Annotated in this window: 18 protein-coding genes; 6 read left to right on the top strand and 12 right to left on the bottom strand. The window is 56.6% G+C overall.

The window, feature by feature from the left end; all coding sequences use genetic code 11:
• Positions 1–962 (bottom strand): NTTRR-F1 domain (locus BLR08_RS29820; RefSeq protein WP_090586630.1); only part of this gene is annotated, 962 nt, incomplete at its 3' end.
• Positions 963–1,334: 372 nt separating this feature from the next.
• Here BLR08_RS29820 and aroC point away from each other — a divergent pair.
• Positions 1,335–2,393: a chorismate synthase gene (gene aroC / locus BLR08_RS29825; RefSeq protein WP_072338258.1), complete on the top strand. Its 1,059-nt coding sequence runs from the start codon at positions 1,335–1,337 to the stop codon at positions 2,391–2,393.
• A gap of 369 nt (positions 2,394–2,762) precedes the next feature.
• Here aroC and BLR08_RS29830 read toward each other — a convergent pair whose 3' ends face one another.
• The 7 genes from BLR08_RS29830 to rocD all read right to left on the bottom strand — a co-directional run bounded on the left by BLR08_RS29830 (position 2,763) and on the right by rocD (position 9,704).
• Positions 2,763–3,332 carry a cupin domain-containing protein gene (locus tag BLR08_RS29830; RefSeq protein WP_083537589.1) on the bottom strand — a complete coding sequence of 190 codons (570 nt, stop codon included), beginning with the start codon at positions 3,330–3,332 and terminating at the stop codon, positions 2,763–2,765.
• Between the two features lie 328 nt (positions 3,333–3,660).
• A complete protein-coding gene (locus BLR08_RS29835) occupies positions 3,661–3,840 on the bottom strand; it encodes a transposase (RefSeq protein ID WP_072338257.1) in 180 nt (59 codons plus the stop codon).
• Positions 3,841–3,856: 16 nt separating this feature from the next.
• Positions 3,857–4,567 (bottom strand): DUF421 domain-containing protein, encoded by a 711-nt coding sequence (locus tag BLR08_RS29840; RefSeq protein ID WP_072338256.1) that lies wholly within the window; start codon positions 4,565–4,567, stop codon positions 3,857–3,859.
• Between the two features lie 281 nt (positions 4,568–4,848).
• Positions 4,849–5,763, bottom strand: coding sequence for an arginase (rocF, locus tag BLR08_RS29845; RefSeq protein ID WP_072338255.1), 915 nt, complete (start codon positions 5,761–5,763; stop codon positions 4,849–4,851).
• 177 nt (positions 5,764–5,940) lie between these two features.
• Entirely contained in the window at positions 5,941–6,870 is a 930-nt protein-coding gene (locus tag BLR08_RS29850) for a proline dehydrogenase family protein (RefSeq protein WP_083537586.1), read from the bottom strand.
• A 54-nt stretch (positions 6,871–6,924) separates the two neighbouring features.
• Positions 6,925–8,475 carry an L-glutamate gamma-semialdehyde dehydrogenase gene (gene pruA / locus BLR08_RS29855; RefSeq protein WP_072338254.1) on the bottom strand — a complete coding sequence of 517 codons (1,551 nt, stop codon included), beginning with the start codon at positions 8,473–8,475 and terminating at the stop codon, positions 6,925–6,927.
• On the bottom strand, positions 8,472–9,704 hold the full coding sequence (gene rocD / locus BLR08_RS29860) for an ornithine--oxo-acid transaminase (protein WP_072338253.1): 1,233 nt from the start codon (positions 9,702–9,704) through the stop codon (positions 8,472–8,474). Before rocD ends, pruA begins: the two co-directional genes overlap by 4 nt.
• Positions 9,705–10,027: 323 nt before the next feature.
• Between rocD and BLR08_RS29865 the strand changes: the two genes are divergently transcribed.
• A complete protein-coding gene (locus tag BLR08_RS29865) occupies positions 10,028–10,366 on the top strand; it encodes an ArsR/SmtB family transcription factor (RefSeq protein ID WP_072338252.1) in 339 nt (112 codons plus the stop codon).
• A gap of 15 nt (positions 10,367–10,381) precedes the next feature.
• Positions 10,382–10,897: an SRPBCC family protein gene (locus BLR08_RS29870; protein WP_072338251.1), complete on the top strand. Its 516-nt coding sequence runs from the start codon at positions 10,382–10,384 to the stop codon at positions 10,895–10,897.
• Between the two features lie 151 nt (positions 10,898–11,048).
• Here the strand turns inward: BLR08_RS29870 and BLR08_RS29875 are convergent, their stop codons facing one another.
• From BLR08_RS29875 to BLR08_RS29890, 4 genes are all read right to left on the bottom strand, one after another.
• Positions 11,049–12,194 carry a Gfo/Idh/MocA family protein gene (locus BLR08_RS29875; RefSeq protein ID WP_072338250.1) on the bottom strand — a complete coding sequence of 382 codons (1,146 nt, stop codon included), beginning with the start codon at positions 12,192–12,194 and terminating at the stop codon, positions 11,049–11,051.
• 99 nt (positions 12,195–12,293) lie between these two features.
• Positions 12,294–12,683: a methylated-DNA--[protein]-cysteine S-methyltransferase gene (locus BLR08_RS31965; protein ID WP_256257863.1), complete on the bottom strand. Its 390-nt coding sequence runs from the start codon at positions 12,681–12,683 to the stop codon at positions 12,294–12,296.
• Positions 12,684–12,940: 257 nt separating this feature from the next.
• Complete coding sequence (locus tag BLR08_RS29885; protein WP_072338249.1) at positions 12,941–13,873, bottom strand: DNA-3-methyladenine glycosylase family protein; 933 nt, start codon at positions 13,871–13,873, stop codon at positions 12,941–12,943.
• Positions 13,870–14,487 (bottom strand): bifunctional transcriptional activator/DNA repair enzyme AdaA, encoded by a 618-nt coding sequence (locus BLR08_RS29890; protein WP_072338263.1) that lies wholly within the window; start codon positions 14,485–14,487, stop codon positions 13,870–13,872. The genes BLR08_RS29885 and BLR08_RS29890 overlap by 4 nt, the downstream gene beginning before the upstream one ends.
• 216 nt (positions 14,488–14,703) lie before the next feature.
• Here BLR08_RS29890 and BLR08_RS29895 point away from each other — a divergent pair, with 216 nt between their 5' ends.
• The 3 genes from BLR08_RS29895 (at position 14,704) to BLR08_RS29905 (ending at position 17,974) form a co-directional block, all read left to right on the top strand.
• Positions 14,704–16,056, top strand: coding sequence for an extracellular solute-binding protein (locus tag BLR08_RS29895; RefSeq protein WP_072338248.1), 1,353 nt, complete (start codon positions 14,704–14,706; stop codon positions 16,054–16,056).
• Between the two features lie 127 nt (positions 16,057–16,183).
• Entirely contained in the window at positions 16,184–17,074 is an 891-nt protein-coding gene (locus BLR08_RS29900; RefSeq protein ID WP_072338247.1) for a carbohydrate ABC transporter permease, read from the top strand.
• A gap of 18 nt (positions 17,075–17,092) precedes the next feature.
• Positions 17,093–17,974, top strand: a complete 882-nt coding sequence (locus BLR08_RS29905) for a carbohydrate ABC transporter permease (RefSeq protein ID WP_083537584.1) — start codon at positions 17,093–17,095, stop codon at positions 17,972–17,974.
• Positions 17,975–18,075 lie beyond the last annotated feature (101 nt).

Raw genomic sequence — 18,075 nt, forward strand, 5'->3', positions numbered from 1 at the left:
GCTCCTGTCGCTCCTGTCGCTCCAGTCGCCCCGGTTGCGCCAGTTGCTCCCGCTTCGCCTGTCGCCCCTGTTGCGCCGGTTGCTCCCGCTTCGCCTGTCGCTCCTGTTGCGCCGGTTGCTCCTGCTTCACCAGTTGCTCCTGTCGCTCCAGTCGCCCCGGTTGCGCCAGTTGCTCCCGTCGCTCCTGTTGCGCCAGTTGCACCTGTTGCTCCTGTTTCACCTGTTGCCCCAGCGCCAGTTGCTCCTGTCGCTCCAGTCGCCCCGGTTGCGCCAGTTGCACCTGTTGCTCCTGTTTCACCTGTTGCTCCAGCGCCAGTTGCTCCTGTCGCTCCTGTTGCTCCCGTTGCTCCCGTTGCTCCTGTTGCTCCTGTTGCTCCCGTTGCTCCAGCGCCAGTTGCCCCCGTTGCGCCAGTTGCTCCTGTTGCTCCTGTTGCACCTGTAGGTCCCGCAGGACCCGTAGGCCCAATAGCGCCCATGTCAGAGCTGGCTCGCAGCAGAACAACTTCATCGATAGCCAAGTCGGCAGTACCGGCTTGCGCCACCTTTTGAATAATCATCTGCGCATACACCGCATTACTAGGAACAGGGGTTGTCAGTACGAAAATGTCCTGCCATGTGCCGTTAGCCCCGTTAGGCAGCGAACCTGCGCTTAGAGAAGTGGAGATACCTGTGGAAAGATAATTGAGACTTCCATCAAAGTAAAACAAGTAAATGTTAACTTGAGCGTTCGGTAAGCTAGAAAGCTTTGTAATAGAAGCGGACAGTGCGTAGCTCTCGTTAGGCACAACAAAAATATACTGGGAAATACTCGACGAGAGCGCTCCGCCCGCAAGCAATGCGCTATAGAAATTGGTTTTCTTGGCTGAAAAGCTGCTTACCGCTGCATTTTCACCTAGCCATGGAGTTAATACCCCTGTTTCAAAGTCGCCGTTTTGAATCAAATTGCTGAACTGAATACTCATAGCTGCTTCTCACCTCCTTTCTATATCATATTGAGTTTCATAGAAAACGCGCCGGTGATATACCTAATCTGAAGAAAAGAGGCAAGTGCCATTTTCATGCTCGCAAAGCACCGGCACCCCGATGTGCATCAACGTCATGCTGTTTCTTGATGATGTCCATGCGTATCCTCCCCCAAAAAAATGTTCCCTCGAAAAGGGGTCTGGTTACGACGTAGGCTATGTAAACACGTCAGTTTGGCAGCATCCCTAAAACTACCTCGGCATTGCCATCAATACTCTCTATGACAAAGATTAAAAATCACTATTTCATTTATTTCAGAAATACCTTTAAACTAAAGGAGAAGAAAACTTAGGGAGTAAGGGTGAAGGCACATGTCAGGAAGCACGTTCGGAGAACGGTTGAAAATGACCACGTTTGGGGAATCGCACGGAGAAGCGGTAGGCGTCATCGTGGAAGGAGTCACGCCGGGTGTCGAGCTTAACGAGGCATACATCCAAATTCAGATGGACCGCAGAAGGCCGGGGCAATCTTCCGTCACCACGCCTCGTAAGGAATATGATAAAATCCGCATCATGTCAGGCATCTTCGAGGGCCGAACGACCGGTACGCCGCTATGCATCATGCTGAACAACACCGATATGCGTCCTTCGGCGTACGATGACATCAAATTTATGTACCGCCCCGGGCATGCCGATCTCTCCTATGAGAAGAAGTATGGGCTGCGTGACTATCGCGGAAGCGGCAGGGCTTCGGGAAGGGAGACGGCCGCACGAGTAGCAGCTGGAGCCGTGGCGCGCAAGCTGCTGGAACGGCGGAACGTCACAGTACAGGCCTACACGACCGAGATCGGCGGCATCCGCTGCGAGACATTCGACCCCGATGCTGTCGAGCGCAACCCTGTGCGGGCATGTGATCCCGTGGCGGCGGAACGCATGACCGAGCGGATTGAACAATTAGCTGCCAAGGGCGACAGCTGCGGAGGAATCGTGGAATGCCGGATCAGCGGCATAGCAGCGGGGCTTGGGGAGCCTGTGTTTGACAAGCTGGACGCAGAGCTGGCCAAGGCCATGCTGTCTGTCGGCGCGATCAAGGGCATCGAATTCGGTGCGGGTTTTCAAGCGGCGACGATGCTAGGAAGCGAACATAACGATCAGATGGACGCAAAGGGATTTCGGACGAATCATGCCGGAGGAATCATCGGGGGGATCAGCACAGGAGCAGATATCCTATTCCGAGTTGTCGTCAAGCCGACCTCATCCATCTCCGTACCGCAAACAACCGTCGACGAGAACGGCAACGAACGGGAGATCGCAACGATAGGCAGACATGACCCTTGCATCTGCCCCCGCGTCGTACCGGTCATTGAAGCCATGGCCTGCATGGTAGTGGAGGATCATTACAAGCGACAGGCAGCCATGCTGAACGGGTAAATGGACCATGGAAGGCATAGAAACATATCTTCAGACAAGTCTCCCTTTGAACCGAACACTAAGAGGACCGAGTAGGCTGTAAGCCTAAACCGGTCTTCTTCTTATGGAAATACCGTTCAAATGATCACGTCATCTTGCAGCAGCCAGTAACAATTTGCGAATGGTTCACAAGAAAGGCTCATTGTTCCTTCCCGTTCCTGCACTCTGAATCCTATTCTGCGAATCATGGGATGACCGCTTGCATTCCCTCTTGTCCACAAGGAAGCGGTCAGAACTAATACATATAAAAAGAAGAACCGGCAGCCAGTAAACGGCAGCCGATTCCTCTCTGCAGCCAATTTAAATAATCCAATACGAATATTATTACTGCTAATGGGATTCCATAGCATCAGCCTTTGTCAGATGAACTGTGCCAAAGGGGTGTTGTGGCGGGGCATAAATGACGTATACTTTTAACGGCGTATTTCCAGTGTTGGTCACATTGTGCCACTTTCCCGCAGGAATCATAATAGCGTAGCCCTCTTGGGCTTTAGTCTCAAAATCAAGCCTGTCTCTGGAGTTGCCCATTTGGACAAGGCCCTGTCCCTCTTCAATTTTAATAAATTGATCTGTATTCGGATGGACCTCTAACCCTATATCGCTTCCTACAGGGATACTCATCACCGTTACTTGGAAATGCTCACCCGTCCATATAGCAGTACGGTACGTGTTGTTTTGTTTCGTTACTTGCTCGATGTTGACTACAAAGGGTTCTTTTCCATAGTCCTTAATTTCCTTCCCGTGCCAGGAACTGAACCGCTCATGGACATAGTAGGGCGGATACACCGGTGGATAAGTCATTCCATACTGAGGATATAGGTGTGAACGATAAGGCTGATATAGTTGCCAAGAGTAATAGGGATACGTTGGATTCATGAATGCTTGAGGCACAGCATGCATCATTTTTATTACCTCCACTCTAAATACTCCATCATATGCCTATTGTTGAAATGCGTACATTGCCCTTTAATCAATTATTTGTGGTTGAACGTGACTTAAAGAAGCATCGCTGTAAGAACGCTGCTAACGAGCGAGCTTGGTGAGTCGATTAAAGCACTTTGAATCAGATGGACAAGCTGGCAACTTTCATGTCGGACGCCCTAAGCCTGTAACATATTACGAATAGATTGGTATCGCTTGCGAGTAAGCTATTCAAGCTCCCCGAGCGAGCGGCACCGCCGCCGTACAAAATCATGGGCAACTTCGGACAGAGTTTTACCCTGGTGACCTAGTAATGGCCGGAGTAGCCCTCCACGTTCAGGTAGCTCGTAAATCCCGACAAAAGCTCCGCGGATCTCGTCGCCCCGGTTCTTCTGCTAGTCGTGGAAAACCGCAATAGGCTGCGCCCGGTTCGGTAGATCCACAGGTAGGAGATCGCTTCGGCGGACTTACCCGGCTCCCGCAGCATCTACAGGGTCTTCCCGTCATTCCACATCAATGGGATGTTTAATATCATCCTTATACTCATCCACATAAAGTTGACCGTTGCTGCCTTTTACGGCGTAGAATACGTCCTCTAACTTTTTGCCGCGAGCCTTCAGTTGGGACAGAATCCAGGATTCGGGGATATGGTTAGAGTTTAAAGTGTCCTTCAAAAGTTGTCCGTCGATCACAAGCTCAATTGGGTATTTTTCGTCTCTACCAGCCTTCAACTGTAGGTCCTTTAAAGTTACTGCCTGTAGCTCCTTTTTCTTTTGAACAGATAGTTTGCCGTTAATCTCAAGAAGAGCGTACTCCACATCCTCTATATTGAAAATCTCTTTCTGGCGAAGCTGTTCGTTCAAAGAATCCAATGTCATATTATTTTTCTTCATATTATCTTCCAGAATTAACCCTCCTTCTATGAGAACGGTGGGTGTTCCTTCTGTCCACATTTTAAATTTTCTGAATTTCAAAAAAAGCTTGGATAAAATAAAAGAAGTAATTGTAAAGACAGACAGGGCTATTAATAGGTGGGCAACTTCTATTTTTTCATTAAATGCAAAGTTGGCCGCTATAGCTCCCAAAATGACCGCGGTAACGAATTCGTGAAAGTTCATGTTTGAAAGGGTCTGCTTTCCTAATGCTCTCGCAATTATCATTAGGATTATGAACGCCGAAAAACTTCTAAACAAAATAATGAGATGGTCCTTCATGCAAACCTCCACGTTTCAAAACTGAATTTTCAGTACATAGGTTACCCATCATACTGGAATGATATACCAGTTTAACACCCCTCTTATACACGCCGCTCCTGGCATTTATAGGGACGCCCGTCTCGACCCCGATCCGGTGTGTAGCGGCTCCCCGAGTAAACCCGGGTTTTCGAAGTTCGAAGCTATCCCTCGTCTGATTCGGCTGCATCCGCCGCAAAGAGCGCGCACCGCATACGGACAGGGAAGCAGCAAGCGCTCTCCCGCCCTTCAATCTGCCCAGTTCAGCAGATGCGCTCCCCGAACAAGGAGCCTATCAGGTCGACGGCGACCTTGGCCGTCGAATTGCGTACATCCAGCGTCGGATTTACTTCGACAAACTCTGCGCTGACCACGACTCCCGCATCCGAAAGCAGCTCCATTGCGAGCCGGCTTTCCCGGTAGCTGATCCCTCCCGGCACCGGCGTGCCCACCCCGGGAGCGAACGAAGGGTCCAGCGCGTCGAGGTCCACGCTCAGATGAACGCCATCCGTGCCGTGAGCGGCCTGGGCGAGCGCTTGCTCCATGACCTCCGCCATCCCCAGGCGGTCGATGTCCCGCATCGTATAAACGCGGATGCCCTGCTCCTTGAGAAACAGCTTCTCCCCCGGGTCTAGAGATCGCGCCCCTACGATGACCACATTCTGCGGACGGAGGGAGGTCTGACCGCTCCCGAGCGAGATCAGCTGCGGATGCCCATGGCCTAGCGCCGACGCCAGCGGCATTCCGTGAATATTGCCGGAAGGCGACGTTTCCGCCGTATTGGCATCGCCATGCGTGTCATACCAGATAACGCCCAGCCTGCGGTAATGAAGTCCGACCCCCGCCAACGTTCCGATCGCGATGCTGTGATCGCCTCCGATGACGAGCGGGAAGCGGCCGGAGGAAATGATGCCGGCTACGCGTTCGCACAGCTCTTCATTCACGCGGACAATTTCGTATAAATACTTCAGGTTCGAATCCGGTACAGCCGGATGGAGCTTCGCCCGTCTGACCAGCAGGTCCCCTTCATCGGCCACCTGATAGCCGAGCGCCTCCAGCCTCTGCTCAAGGCCCGCGCAGCGGATCGCGCTTGGGCCCATATCCACACCGCGGCGGTCGGCGCCCAGGTCCATCGGCACGCCCAACACGGAGATATGACGGTTCAGCTGCGGATTCATAGGTTCAGCCTCCTTTGCTTGGTGTTCTCCTGAGCCGCCGCATGCGGCATCCAAAAAGTCCCGGCTTTAGACGTCCATCAACGACGCGCAGGCCTGCGGCCGACCGGAGCTTCCAGTCGCTGTTCAGATTCCCCGTCAACTCTCCGGCCTCTTGGTCACCGGACTTCTATTGGACTTTTAAGGACGCAGCAGGTTTTTGAGGACAAACCACAGATTAGCCGGACGTTCCGCGATGCGGCGGGAGAAATACGGATACCACTGCTCCCCGTAAGGCGTATATATACGGACCCGGTAGCCTTCGCCGGCCAGCTGCCGCTGAAGCGCACCCGCTATGCCGTACAGCATCTGGAATTCGAAGCGGTCCGGCGTAATTCCGCTGCTGTGAATACGGCGGATGATCTCCCGGATCAGACGGCTGTCATGCGTAGCGGCCGCTACATAAGTTCCCCGGTCGAGGCAAAGCTGCACAAGCCGCAAATAAGCGGCGTCCACATCCCGTTTATCCGGATAGGCGATAGCCGGCGGCTCCCGGTACGCGCCCTTGACAATGCGCAGGTTGGCGCCCAGCTTCGTCAGACGGTCAACATCGTTATAGGATCGCCGCAAATACGATTGGATGACAACTCCGATATGGCCGCTCCCGTGCCTGGACAGCAGATGCTCGAACAGCTCCAGCGTAGGGGCCGTCAAGGAAGAGTCCTCCATATCGATGCGGACAAATTGACCGAGAGCCGCTGCCCGACCGGCAATCTGCTCCATCTGCTCGGCGCATACAGCCTCATCGATCAGCAGGCCCAGCTGCGACAGCTTCAGCGATACATGCGCCTGCAGCCCCAGCCTGCGAATCTCATCTTGCATATGCAAGATGGCGCGGCACACCTCTTCCGCCTGCGCCCGTTCGCGCACACTTTCCCCGAGCAGATCCAGCGTAACGAGCAGGCCCTGGTCCTGTAGGCGGCGGACCTGCTCCAACGCCTCCTGCAGCGTATGCCCGGCGACGAAGCGCTCGACTCCCCAGCCCATTCCCCGGCTCTCCAGCAGTCTGCGCACCGGCTCCCGATCCGCCGCCCTAAGTACTGCTCTGCGATACCAGCCGTCCATCCCCATACGCGCTCCTCCTCTCCATGCGCATCGCTTCCCGGCCAGCTGTCAGAGAGATATCTACAGCTTCTCCGAGATGAGCTTCGGCTGCGTAAACAGCAGCAGGTAGTCGGGTCCTCCCGCCTTCGAATCCGTCCCCGACATCTGAAAGCCTCCGAACGGATGCACGCCTACCGTAGCCCCCGTACATTTGCGGTTGATATACAGATTGCCGACATGAAAGTCTTCCCTGGCCCGTTCGATCCAGCTCCGGTTGTTCGTATAGATGGCCCCGGTCAGCCCGTATTCGGACAAATTGGCCATGGAAAGCGCCTCCTCCATCGAAGAGGCCGGGGCGAAAGCCAGCACCGGACCGAATATTTCTTCCTGCATAAGCCGGGCGTCGGGAGCCACATCCGCGAAGATCGCCGGGGCGATGTAATACCCCGCGGAATCGTCATATTGACCTCCGCTCACCAGCCTGCCCTCCTGCTGGCCGAGGCGGACATAGGATACGATCCGGGCGAAGGCGGAGCTGTCGATTACCGGTCCCAAATCGGTGGCAAGATCAAGCGGATCTCCCAGCTTCAGCGCCTCTGTCAGCTCCCGGCAGCGCTCCAGCACCTCGGCGTATACTTCCCGATGCACGATCGCGCGGGAGCAGGCCGAGCATTTTTGCCCCGCATAACCGAAGGCCGAGGCCACGATACCGGCGGAGGCGGCCGACAGGTCGGCGTCCCGGTCCACGATGATCGCATCCTTGCCGCCCATCTCGCCTACGAATCGCTTCAACCACAGCTGGCCCGGCTGAACCTGGGCGGAGAGCGCATGCAGGTGAATGCCCACCTCCTTGGAGCCGGTAAACGACACGAATCGCGTATGCTTGTGGGCGACCAGATAATCCCCGATCTCCCCGCCGCTGCCCGGCAGGAACTGAACCACATCATCCGGCAGTCCCGCCTCGCCCAGCAGCTCAATAAACCTCCGGGCGATGACCGGCGTCTGGCTCGACGGCTTGACGATGACGGTATTCCCCGCCACGATAGCGGCCGTCGTCATCCCGACGAGAATCGCGAGCGGAAAATTCCATGGCGGGATAATAATGCCTACGCCCAAAGGCAGATAGACGAGCTGATTGCGCTCGCCGGGCATACGGACGAGCTGCGAAGCCCCGCGGCCGGTCAGCTCCAGCATCTGCCGGGCGTAATAGTCCATGAAATCGATCGCCTCCGCAGTATCCGCGTCGGCCTCTGCGCATGTTTTCCCCGACTCGAGCATGATCCAGGCGGAAAACTCATGCTTGCTCCGGCGCATCAAGGCGGCGGCTTTGAATAAATAGTCGGCCCGCACCTCGGGCTTCACCCGCGACCAGGACGGAAAGGCCGCGTGCGCAGCAGCGACTGCCTGCTCGGCAAGCGCCAGGTCGGCCTTGGCCGTCTCCCCGACGACCTCCTCCTTCCGAGCCGGATTGAGCGATACGATCCGCCGCTTCGTATCATAAGACCGGCCGGCGATCAAGGCGGGATAATGCCGGCCCAGCCGGGACCGGACAAGTCCCAGCGCTTGCGCCAGCTTCTGCTTCTCGGACGGGTTGTTGTAATCCGTTAACGGTTCAGGGGTATAAGGAATCATGGTTGTTCTCCTCCCAGCTTGGTAATCGGAAGCTCGGCTGCGAGCGCGTCCAGCAGACGCTCCACGGCGAAGTCCAGCTCCTGCCGTCCGATGATCAGCGGCGGCGCAAGCCGCAGCGTGGTCTGATGCGTTTCCTTGCACAGCAGGCCCCGGCGCATCAGCAGCTCGCAGTAGGGACGCGCAGGACCGGTCAGCTCCACGCCGATGAACAAGCCGCGGCCCCGGATATCCTTCACCCACGGAAGCTTCCGAAGCGGCTCCAGCCGCTCCAGCAAATAGCCGCCTTGCTCCAGGGCCCGCCGGGCAAGCCCTTCCTCTTCCAGCACCTGCATCGCTTCGGCCGCGACCGCGCAGGCCAGCGGATTGCCGCCGAAGGTCGAGCCGTGCGAGCCCGGATCGAACACCTGCATCACGTCGTCATCCGCCGCTATGGCCGAGACGGGCAGCACGCCGCCCCCCAGCGATTTGCCGAGCACATACATATCCGGCGTCACGCCTTCCCAGTCGCATGCAAACATGCGGCCCGTGCGGCCAAGGCCCGTCTGAATTTCGTCGGCTATCAGCAGCACGCGCTGGGCCCGGCAGATGGCGGCGGCTTCGCTCAGATAGCCGTCCGGCGGAATGACAATGCCGGACTCTCCCTGGATCGGCTCAATCAGGAAGCCGGCCGTATGCGGGGTAATGGCCCGGCGCAGCGCTTCGGCATCTCCGAAAGGCACGGCCGTGAAGCCGGGCAGGAACGGACCGAAGCCGTCCTTGTACGCATCGTGGGTCGACATCGAAGTGGCGGCCAGCGTCCGCCCGTGGAAGTTGCCTTCACAGACGATAATATCCGCTTGGTCCGGCGGAATTCCCTTCACCCGATAAGCCCATCGCCTGGCCGCCTTGATCGCCGTTTCCACCGCTTCGGCCCCCGTGTTCATCGGCAGAAACCGGCTTTTGCCGGTTAACCGGTGAAGCCATGCATAAAACCGCCCCAGATGCTCGTGATGAAACGCGCGCGAGGTCAGCGCCACCTTCCCCGCCTGCTCGAGGAGCGCCCGCATGATTCGGGGATGCCGGTGCCCATGGTTCAGCGCGGAGTAAGAGCTCAGCATATCCAAATACCGGCTGCCCTCCGCGTCCTCCACCCAAACCCCTTCTCCTCTGGCAATGACGATAGGGAGAGGTTCATAGTTGGCAGCGCCGTAACGGTTTGTCTCGCGGATAATGTCCTCCGAGCCGGTCATGCCAGCCGCCTCCTTTTCGTTGCAGTGACGGATTTTATTTCCGAATATTCCGACTTTTCATCTCCTATTTTTAGCTCCTATGTACATTAGCTTATTCCGCCGCCCGGCGGGAGGTTCGATCTAAACGCATGTTCTGCTCTTAACTCCAATCCATTTCTTTTTAAATATTCCTTGACGGGAATATTCCAATCATGGTATATTCAATTCACAGAAAGGCAAGCAACAGAAACGAGGTGGCCCCAGATGATGCTTAATCCAGTTATACCGGGTGCCGTACCCGCATCAGGCAGACATCCAGGTCGCGTCAAAGGTCCGTTATCCTCATGGATACCCACATATTCAGCGCCTTAGCCGAGCCTCATCGCCTGAGCATCGTAGAGCTGCTGCGCGGCGGGCCGCTGACGGTAGGAGAGATCGCCGAACGCCTCGATCTTCGCCAGCCTCAAGCCTCCAAGCATCTCCGCATTTTGCTGGAGGCCGGTCTGCTCGAGGTGGAAGCCGTCGCCAACCGGCGGAATTACCGGCTTCGCCGAGAGCCGTTCCGTGAGCTGGATGCCTGGCTCAAGCCGTATCTGAACCTGTGGAACGAACGATTTGACAACCTGGATATTTATCTGCAGAAGCTTCAAGCCAAGAACCACCCGCCCGATTCTCATTCATAATTTTAGGAGGAATGTATGATGACACAAGCTATGCAATTCACTGTTGATGGTTCCGTATTAACGATGGAGCGTGTTTTCCAAGCGCCGCCGGAGCTCGTATTTCAGGCTTTTACCGAAGCCGAGCATCTGAAGCAGTGGTGGGGTCCCCGCGGCTGGACGCTCACCGTATGCAACGTCGATTTCCGCCCGGGAGGCGTCTGGCATTATTGCATGAAGTGCATGGATGAGAATCAGGGAGATTTCTACGGTATGGAATCGTGGGGTAAAGCGGTCTACAAGGAAATCTATCCTGTGGAGAAATTCGTCTACGTCGACTATTTCTCAGATGCCGAAGGCAATGAAGCGGAAGGAATGCCTTCCACCGAAGTTACGATGACCTTCACCGCTCATGAAGGCGGCACCAAGGTAATCAGCCAAGCCCAATACGCTTCCGAGGAATCGCTCCAGACTGTCATTGATATGGGGATGCAGCAAGGAATCACCGAAACCTGGGATCGTCTGGAAGAGCATCTGCAGGCGACGGTTCGCTAACAACCTCCTCCGCCGCGCGCTCCCGCTCCGGGAAGCAAAAGAAACCTGCAGGTTTGCAGGTTTCTTTTATATGCTTAAGATGTACGCATTCCCGTGCGTGCGCCGGAGCTCAGGGGATAACCCCGACTCGCCCCGCGCGCACGCTCACATTCTACTCCTCCACCCGCACCCATCTCTGCTCCCGGTGGCTCCGCAGGATAGCCTCGACCAGCTTGACGATCCGGTGACCGTCCTCCAGCGTGGCGAAGGAGCTTTTGCGGCTGCGATCCTCCACCTTGGCATAGAAATCGATAAATAAATTTTTGAGCCCGTCCGGCCAGCCCTCCTGGTGGCCTCCCGGATAATGCGTCATCGCGGCGGATTTCGGCAGCAGAAGCGCCGGATCTGTCGACCAGTCCTCGCTCGCCGTCTCCCGTTTGCCGACCCACAGCGTATTCGGATTCTCCTGATCCCAGGCCATCGAAGAAAATTCCGCCGAAATCTCCAAGCTCAGCCGGTTCTTGCGCCCGGCCGCTACTTGGGATACCGTGAATACGCCGCGCACGCCGTCCTCCAGGTGGATCAGCACGCTGCCGTAGTCCTCCGTGCTGACCGCGAACGGCTCGGTATCCTTCTGCCCGCCGCTGCCGGCGAAAGTTTCCACGCTGCCCTTAGGGCGATAGCGGACCGGATGCACCGTCTGCAGGTCGGCCATCACCTGGGTGATCCGCTTGTTCAGCACATGCTGCACCGTGTCGCACCAGTGCGAGCCGATATCCGCCACGGCCCGGGAAGGCCCGTTCATATCCGTATCCAGACGCCAGCTGTAGTCGGTATCGAACAGCAGCCAATCCTGCATATAGCCGCCGATGACATGATGCACGCGCCCGGGCTCGCCGGTCTGCAGCATCTCCTTCATCTGCGAAACCATCGGATAATGCCGGTAGTTGAAGCAGACCCCGCTGACCGCTTCCGACTCCGCCGCCAGACGGATTAGCTCGGCGGACTGCCCGCTATCCACCGCAAGCGGCTTTTCGCTCAGCAGATGCTTGCCTGCCTCAAGCACAGCCCGGTTGATCTTGTAGTGAAGCACATTCGGCGTACAGTTATGGATGGCCTGAATCTCGGGGTCCTGCACCAGCTCTTCCCAGGAGGCATAAGCTTTGGGAATATTCATTTCCTTGGCCACCTTCTCGCCCTTCTCCAGCGAGCTGGCGGCAATCCCGCACACCTTCACGCCCGGAATGCGGCGCAGCGCCTCGAGATGCGCCATGGCCGAGAAGCCTGTCCCGGCTATTCCTACTTTGATCGCTTCCATATGCGAATCGCTCCCTCTGTTTTTTCTAGACTATTACCCATAAGCGGAGCGAATCGATTCACCACAAGCAGGGACGGAGGATCAGCCATCGATTCTGGCTTATGATTGAGGCGGAGCCCCGTCCCTTTCCAGACGAAGGAGCCATTCCTTGCGGTGCAGCCCCCCCGCATAACCGGTCAAGCTGCCATTGGAGCCGATAATCCGGTGGCACGGAATGACGATGCTCAGCAGATTTCTGCCGTTGGCATGGCCGACGGCGCGCACGGCATCGGGCCGTCCGACGGCCGCGGCCAGCTCTTTATAGGAAATCGTCGTGCCGTACGGAACTTCCATAAGCGCCCGCCAGACTGACTGCTGGAAGGGAGTGCCCGCGAATACATAAGGAAAAGTAAAGCTGCGCCGCAGACCGCGGAAATAGCCGTCCAGCTCCTCGCGGCATACGAGCAGCGCCCGGGGAACGGACGCCAGGTTGTCGTCCGGCTCCAGTATTTGACCGGAAGTCGAACTTCCACCCACGCTCACCGTTTCCGCTGCAGAAAAAGATTTAGAAGAGACGTTGAAGGAGGCTCCCACAAAAATTTCCGAAAAAACTTCCGAAGCAGCTTCCGTTAGAGCTTCATTAATAGTTTCCGTATCGGCTTCCTTCCCCCTGCGGAATAAAATCGAGCTGACTCCGCGTTCGGTCCCGACGATATCCACCATGCCAAGGGGAGAAAGCGTACTCCAGCGCAGCAACAGCCGTATAATCAGACATATAACGTCCTCCATAAATAAAAAGTAGCGTAAGCTTCCCAGCCCCTCCAGAGCTCCGCCATCCGGCGAATCTCCTCCACCGTCGGCTTGCGCTCCCAGCCAAGCAGCACCTTCAATGCATTGTGAAGCCCCACATCCGCGATGGGAAATGCATCCGTATGATGCAAGCATTTCATCCGGACATAGTCGGCCGTCCAGGCCCCTACTCCCCGCAGCGCCAGCAGCGTCTGCTGCGCTTCGGCCTGCTCCTGCTGCAGCAGGCGCTCCCGGCTCAGCTCTCCCTCCGCCATCGCCCTGGCGATGCCGATCACATATTCCGCCTTGCGCCCGGTGAACTGAAGCGCCGTCAGCTCGGCCGGCTCCAGCTCTGCGATCACCCGGCAGTCCGGATGCAGCCGGTACGTCTGCCCTCCATGCGTCAGCTCGGCTCCGAACCGCTCCACAAACCGCCGCTTTAATGTGTAGGCGAAGCCGAGATTGATCTGCTGTCCGATCACGGCCCAGCTAAGCGCCTCGAACAGATCGGGAAAGCCGATAATCCGCAAGCCTCTGTATGAAGAAGGGAGCCGGCTCAACACCGGATCGCTGCGCAGCAGGTCGTCGAAGCCGGCCAGCGGCGTGCCGAGGTCGAACCAGTCGCACACATGCCGCCCGGCCTCCTCCCGAACGGTACGGGACGGGACTCCGAGCGGAAATTCGATGCGAATCACAGCCTCCGCCGGCTCCCAGCCTATGCGCAGCAGCACAGGCTCCACCCGATGCGGCGGAGGCGGACTCATCAGCTTGTACACATACACGTCCTTTACCTGATGCAGCACCTCCTGCGCAGAACGGCTGAGAAACACCAGACATTCCTCGTAGTTGAACGGCTGCGGCGGGACGATATTTACCCGGGATTCGCCGTCCGATATTGTAAAGAGACTCATCCGTTCTCCGCACTCCTTTCCGGCCCAAGCCGCCTTCGACGTTCCCGGTACTCGCCTGGCGCGCACAGCATATGGCGGCTGAACGCCTTGTAGAAGCTCGAGGGGCTGCGGAAGCCGACTTCATAGCAAATCTCCAGATGCGTCAGCTCCGTATCTGCCAGCAGCGCGCAGGCTTTGCCGATCCGCAGCTTCTCCAGATAAGCCCGCGGCGTCAGCGAGGTCGTCTGCTTGAATTGCCTCTCCAAATAATAAGCGCTCATCCCGATATAGTCGGCCAAATCCTGCAGCGCCAGCTTCCGCTTATGATGCTCCGTCAAAAACCCGATGATCCGGGAGGCCAGCTCCTCCTGCGGCGCCCGCTCCACCTCCGGCTGGCATCGCTTGCAGGCGCGATAACCGGCTTGTTCGGCCTGTTCGTTCGTCTCCATAAATGCCACATTAACCTTCTTGGGCTTCCGCGATCTGCAGGAGGGCCGGCAGTAGATGCCGGTCGTCTTCACGGCGGTGACGAACTGTCCGTCATAGCTCGCGTCGCAGGCGATGACGATCGCCCATTTATCGTCAAAGCTCAATTGAACAGGAACAGGTTGCCCCGGATTGCTCGGTTGCCTCATCATCATCAAGCCCCGCTTTACGTTTTTATTATGTAAACACTGTATCAAGATTAGGAAAACTAATCATCCTTTTTCTTGCGGTTACGGTCCGCCCGTCCCCCATCCTCCTTTAAAAACCCCACCTCTTTCCTATAGTTCACACATTGTAAGGGCTGCCAGAAAAAGTGATAATGAGAGCATCCAATGACAAACTCACACCTTAAGGGGGATAACGAAATGAAGAAGAAAACGGCATTGCAGGCGGTTCTCGCAAGCACACTCGCGGTCGGCCTGACCGCATGCGGCACGGGCGGAAGCGGCGGGGGCGAGAGCCCGGCTCCGGCAGCGGGCACGACTCCGGCGGCCGGCGGAACGCAGGAGAAGAAAGCCGAAACCATCACCATTACGTTCCAGAATATTTATCCCGATCCGACCGATCCGAAGAACGGCATGCTGAAAAAAATCGTCGCCGACTACCAGGCGAAAAACCCGAACATCAAGATCGAGCTCGACTCGCTGAACACCGACCAGCAGAAGCTCAAGCTCAAGACGCAGGCCGCCTCCAAGGAAGTGCCGGATATTACGATCGTCAATCCCGCAGCGCAAATGAAGCCTTTTGTGGACGCCGGACTATTCGCCCCCCTAAACGATATGGTCGCGCAAAACGGGCTGAAGGATACGTTCCAAAGCGGCATTCTGGACTGGTATACGTTCAACAACAACATCTACGCGCTGCCCGACGGCAACAACATCGGGGTCGTGTATTATAACAAGGAGCTGTTCCAGCAGGCGGGCGTTGAAGTGCCGAAGACGTTCGAGGAAATGGTCGAGGTTGTCAAGAAGCTGAAGGCGAAAGGCATCCAGCCGATGGCGATTGGGGAAAAGGATTCCTGGACGGGCTCCTTCCTGTTCATGAACGTGCTGCTCCGCACCAACGGCGGACCCGGCTTCCTGAAGGATGTCGCGGACGGCAAGAAAACATTCCTGGACCCAGCCTTCACCGAAGCCGTCGACAGCTTCCAGAACCTGATCCAGGCCGGAGCGTTCCAGGAAGGCGCAACCTCCTTCGACTATAACGCCGGAGAAAACTTGTTCAAAACCGGCAAAGCCGCCATGTACTATATGGGCAGCTGGGCAACCGGCGGGATCGAAACATCCTCCGTCAACGGCAAAGTCGGCGTATTCAAGTTCCCTACCGTGAACGGCAAGGGGAACCCCGATGAATTCATGCTGGCGCCTGGCAGCGCCTTCGCCGTCTCTGCGAACAGCAAGCATTTGAAGGAAACGAAGGATTTCCTCAATTACTTCATGCTGAACTTCCCTAAGGAAGCTTTCGCCGTGAAAGGCGCGGTCGGTATCGCTCAAAAGGTCGAAGGCGACTTCAAGGCAGCCGGATACTCCGAGATGGCGATGGAAGTATTGGGACTGTTCAAGCAAGTCAAGGGCGGCGACCTGGCGTTCGACAACACGATGAATCCGGGTACGGCCCAAGGCCATCTGACCAGCATTCAGAACCTGTTCGTTCAGAAGAAAAACAGCGCAGATGTCGGCAAAGAGCATCAAACGGCGTACGAGGCCAATAAGAAATAACAGCTGCAAGCATGAGCTTATGAAGCATTCGGTCGGAACCGTCCCTTGGCCGCTTACGGTACATAGGACGGTTCCGATTCATAATCAAGGCAAAACCATTTTAGCTTAAGAAAGGAGGCTGAAGCCCGTGCATGTACTGCGAGTCTCCAAATGGACCATCGCCGCCTTCGTGCTGCCGTGCCTGCTTCTTTATGTCAGCCTCGTCTTCGTTCCGATTGTCGTCTCCATGTACAGCGGTCTGCTCGACTGGAACGGCATCGGCGAATCTACCTTCATCGGTCTGGACAATTTCCGCACCCTGCTGACCGCGGACCCGGTCTTCTGGCCGTCCGTGCGCCGCACGCTGATGTTCGCCGTCTTCTCCATGGCCGAAATTCCGGTCGCTCTGTTCGTCGCCATCCTGCTGAGCCGGTTCATCAAGAAGCCGAACTTCTGGGTCGCCAGCTACTTTCTGCCGGTCATCCTGTCGGTCGTCATCATCGGCCAGCTGTGGAAAACGATCTATAACCCGGCCGCAATGGGCGGCATGCTGAACCAGCTGCTCGATCTGCTCAATCTGCCGGGCTGGAAGCGTTCCTGGCTGACCGATCCCGCGATCGCGATGTACTCCCTGTACTTCGTGGCCCTCTGGCAGTATCTCGGCTATCATACGCTGATCCAGTTTACCGGCATCCAGAACATCCCCGCGGATATCTATGAAGCGGCGCGCATCGACGGCGCCGAAGGGCTGAAGGCCGACTGGCATATCACGTTCCCGATGAATATTTCCATCTTCAAAATTTCGATCGTGCTGGCCTTCATCGGCTCCCTCCAGGCGTTCGACATGATCATGGTCATGACCGGAGGCGGTCCCGCCCATGCGACGGATGTTATTTCCACCCATATGTACAACATGTCTTTCCTGTCGATGAAATACGGCTACGGCAGCGCAATCGCCGCTTTCCTTGTCGGCTTGTGCCTGATCGCCACGGTGCTGATCAACACTGTATTTAACCGGATCGAACGCAAATATTCGTAGAAAGGAGAGTGGCCTCTTATGCAAGCCACGTCCCGCACCGCTTCCGTCAGACCGGCCGTCCGCACAAGCCCCAGCCGCCTCTCCTTCGCGAAGGCGCTCGTGCTGCTGCTGCTGTCCGTGCTTGTCGTCACTCAATTGTACCCGCTGCTGTGGCTGGCTCTCTACTCGCTCAAGAGCAATGAGGAGATTTTGTCCGGGGCCTTCTTCGCCCTGCCCGCTTCGCCCCAGTGGAAAAACTTTACCGATGCGATCCAAGCCGGCAACTATCTGCAATATTTGAAAAACAGCCTGTTTGTGACCACCGTCACGATGCTCGGCGTCCTCCTGCTCAGCTCGCTGGCTTCGTTCGCCATCAGCCGGTTCCGCTGGAAATACGGGCAGGCCGTCATGGTCGTCTTCCTGATCGGGATGATGATCCCGCTGCAGGCCACCCTGCTGCCGCTGATGATCATCTTCAAGCATATGAGCATTCTCAACACGCATCTGTCGATCATCCTGCCGTATATCGCGTTCCAGACGCCGATCGCGATCTTCATCCTGAGCGGCTTCATGAAGTCGATTCCCGCGGAGATCGAGGAATCGGCCATTATGGACGGCGCCGGCGTCCTGCGCATTTTCCGCAGCGTCATCCTGCCGATCTCCGTGCCGCCGATGATGACGGTCTGCATCCTGACCTTCATTAATATATGGAACGAATATATTCTGGCGGCGACATTTATCTCCTCGGAGCGGCTCAAGACGCTGCCGTTCGGCGTCAACAGCTTCGTCAGCCAATATTCGGTCAACTACGGGGCCATCGGCGCTTTCCTCGTGCTCGGGGCGCTGCCGGTCATTATCATTTATTTCCTGCTGGCCGATAAAATCACGAAAGGCATGGTCGCGGGAGCGGTCAAGGGGTAGGGGGAAACCTCCGCCTCCTTTTTGCCGTCCGGTTATGCTACAATGTGGGGGAAGCTGCCTGGAAAGGGGATCATCTTGTGAAACGGGGCCTGAATTCCATT

Source organism: Paenibacillus sp. cl123, from assembly GCF_900101595.1.
GTDB lineage: Bacteria > Bacillota > Bacilli > Paenibacillales > NBRC-103111 > Paenibacillus_G.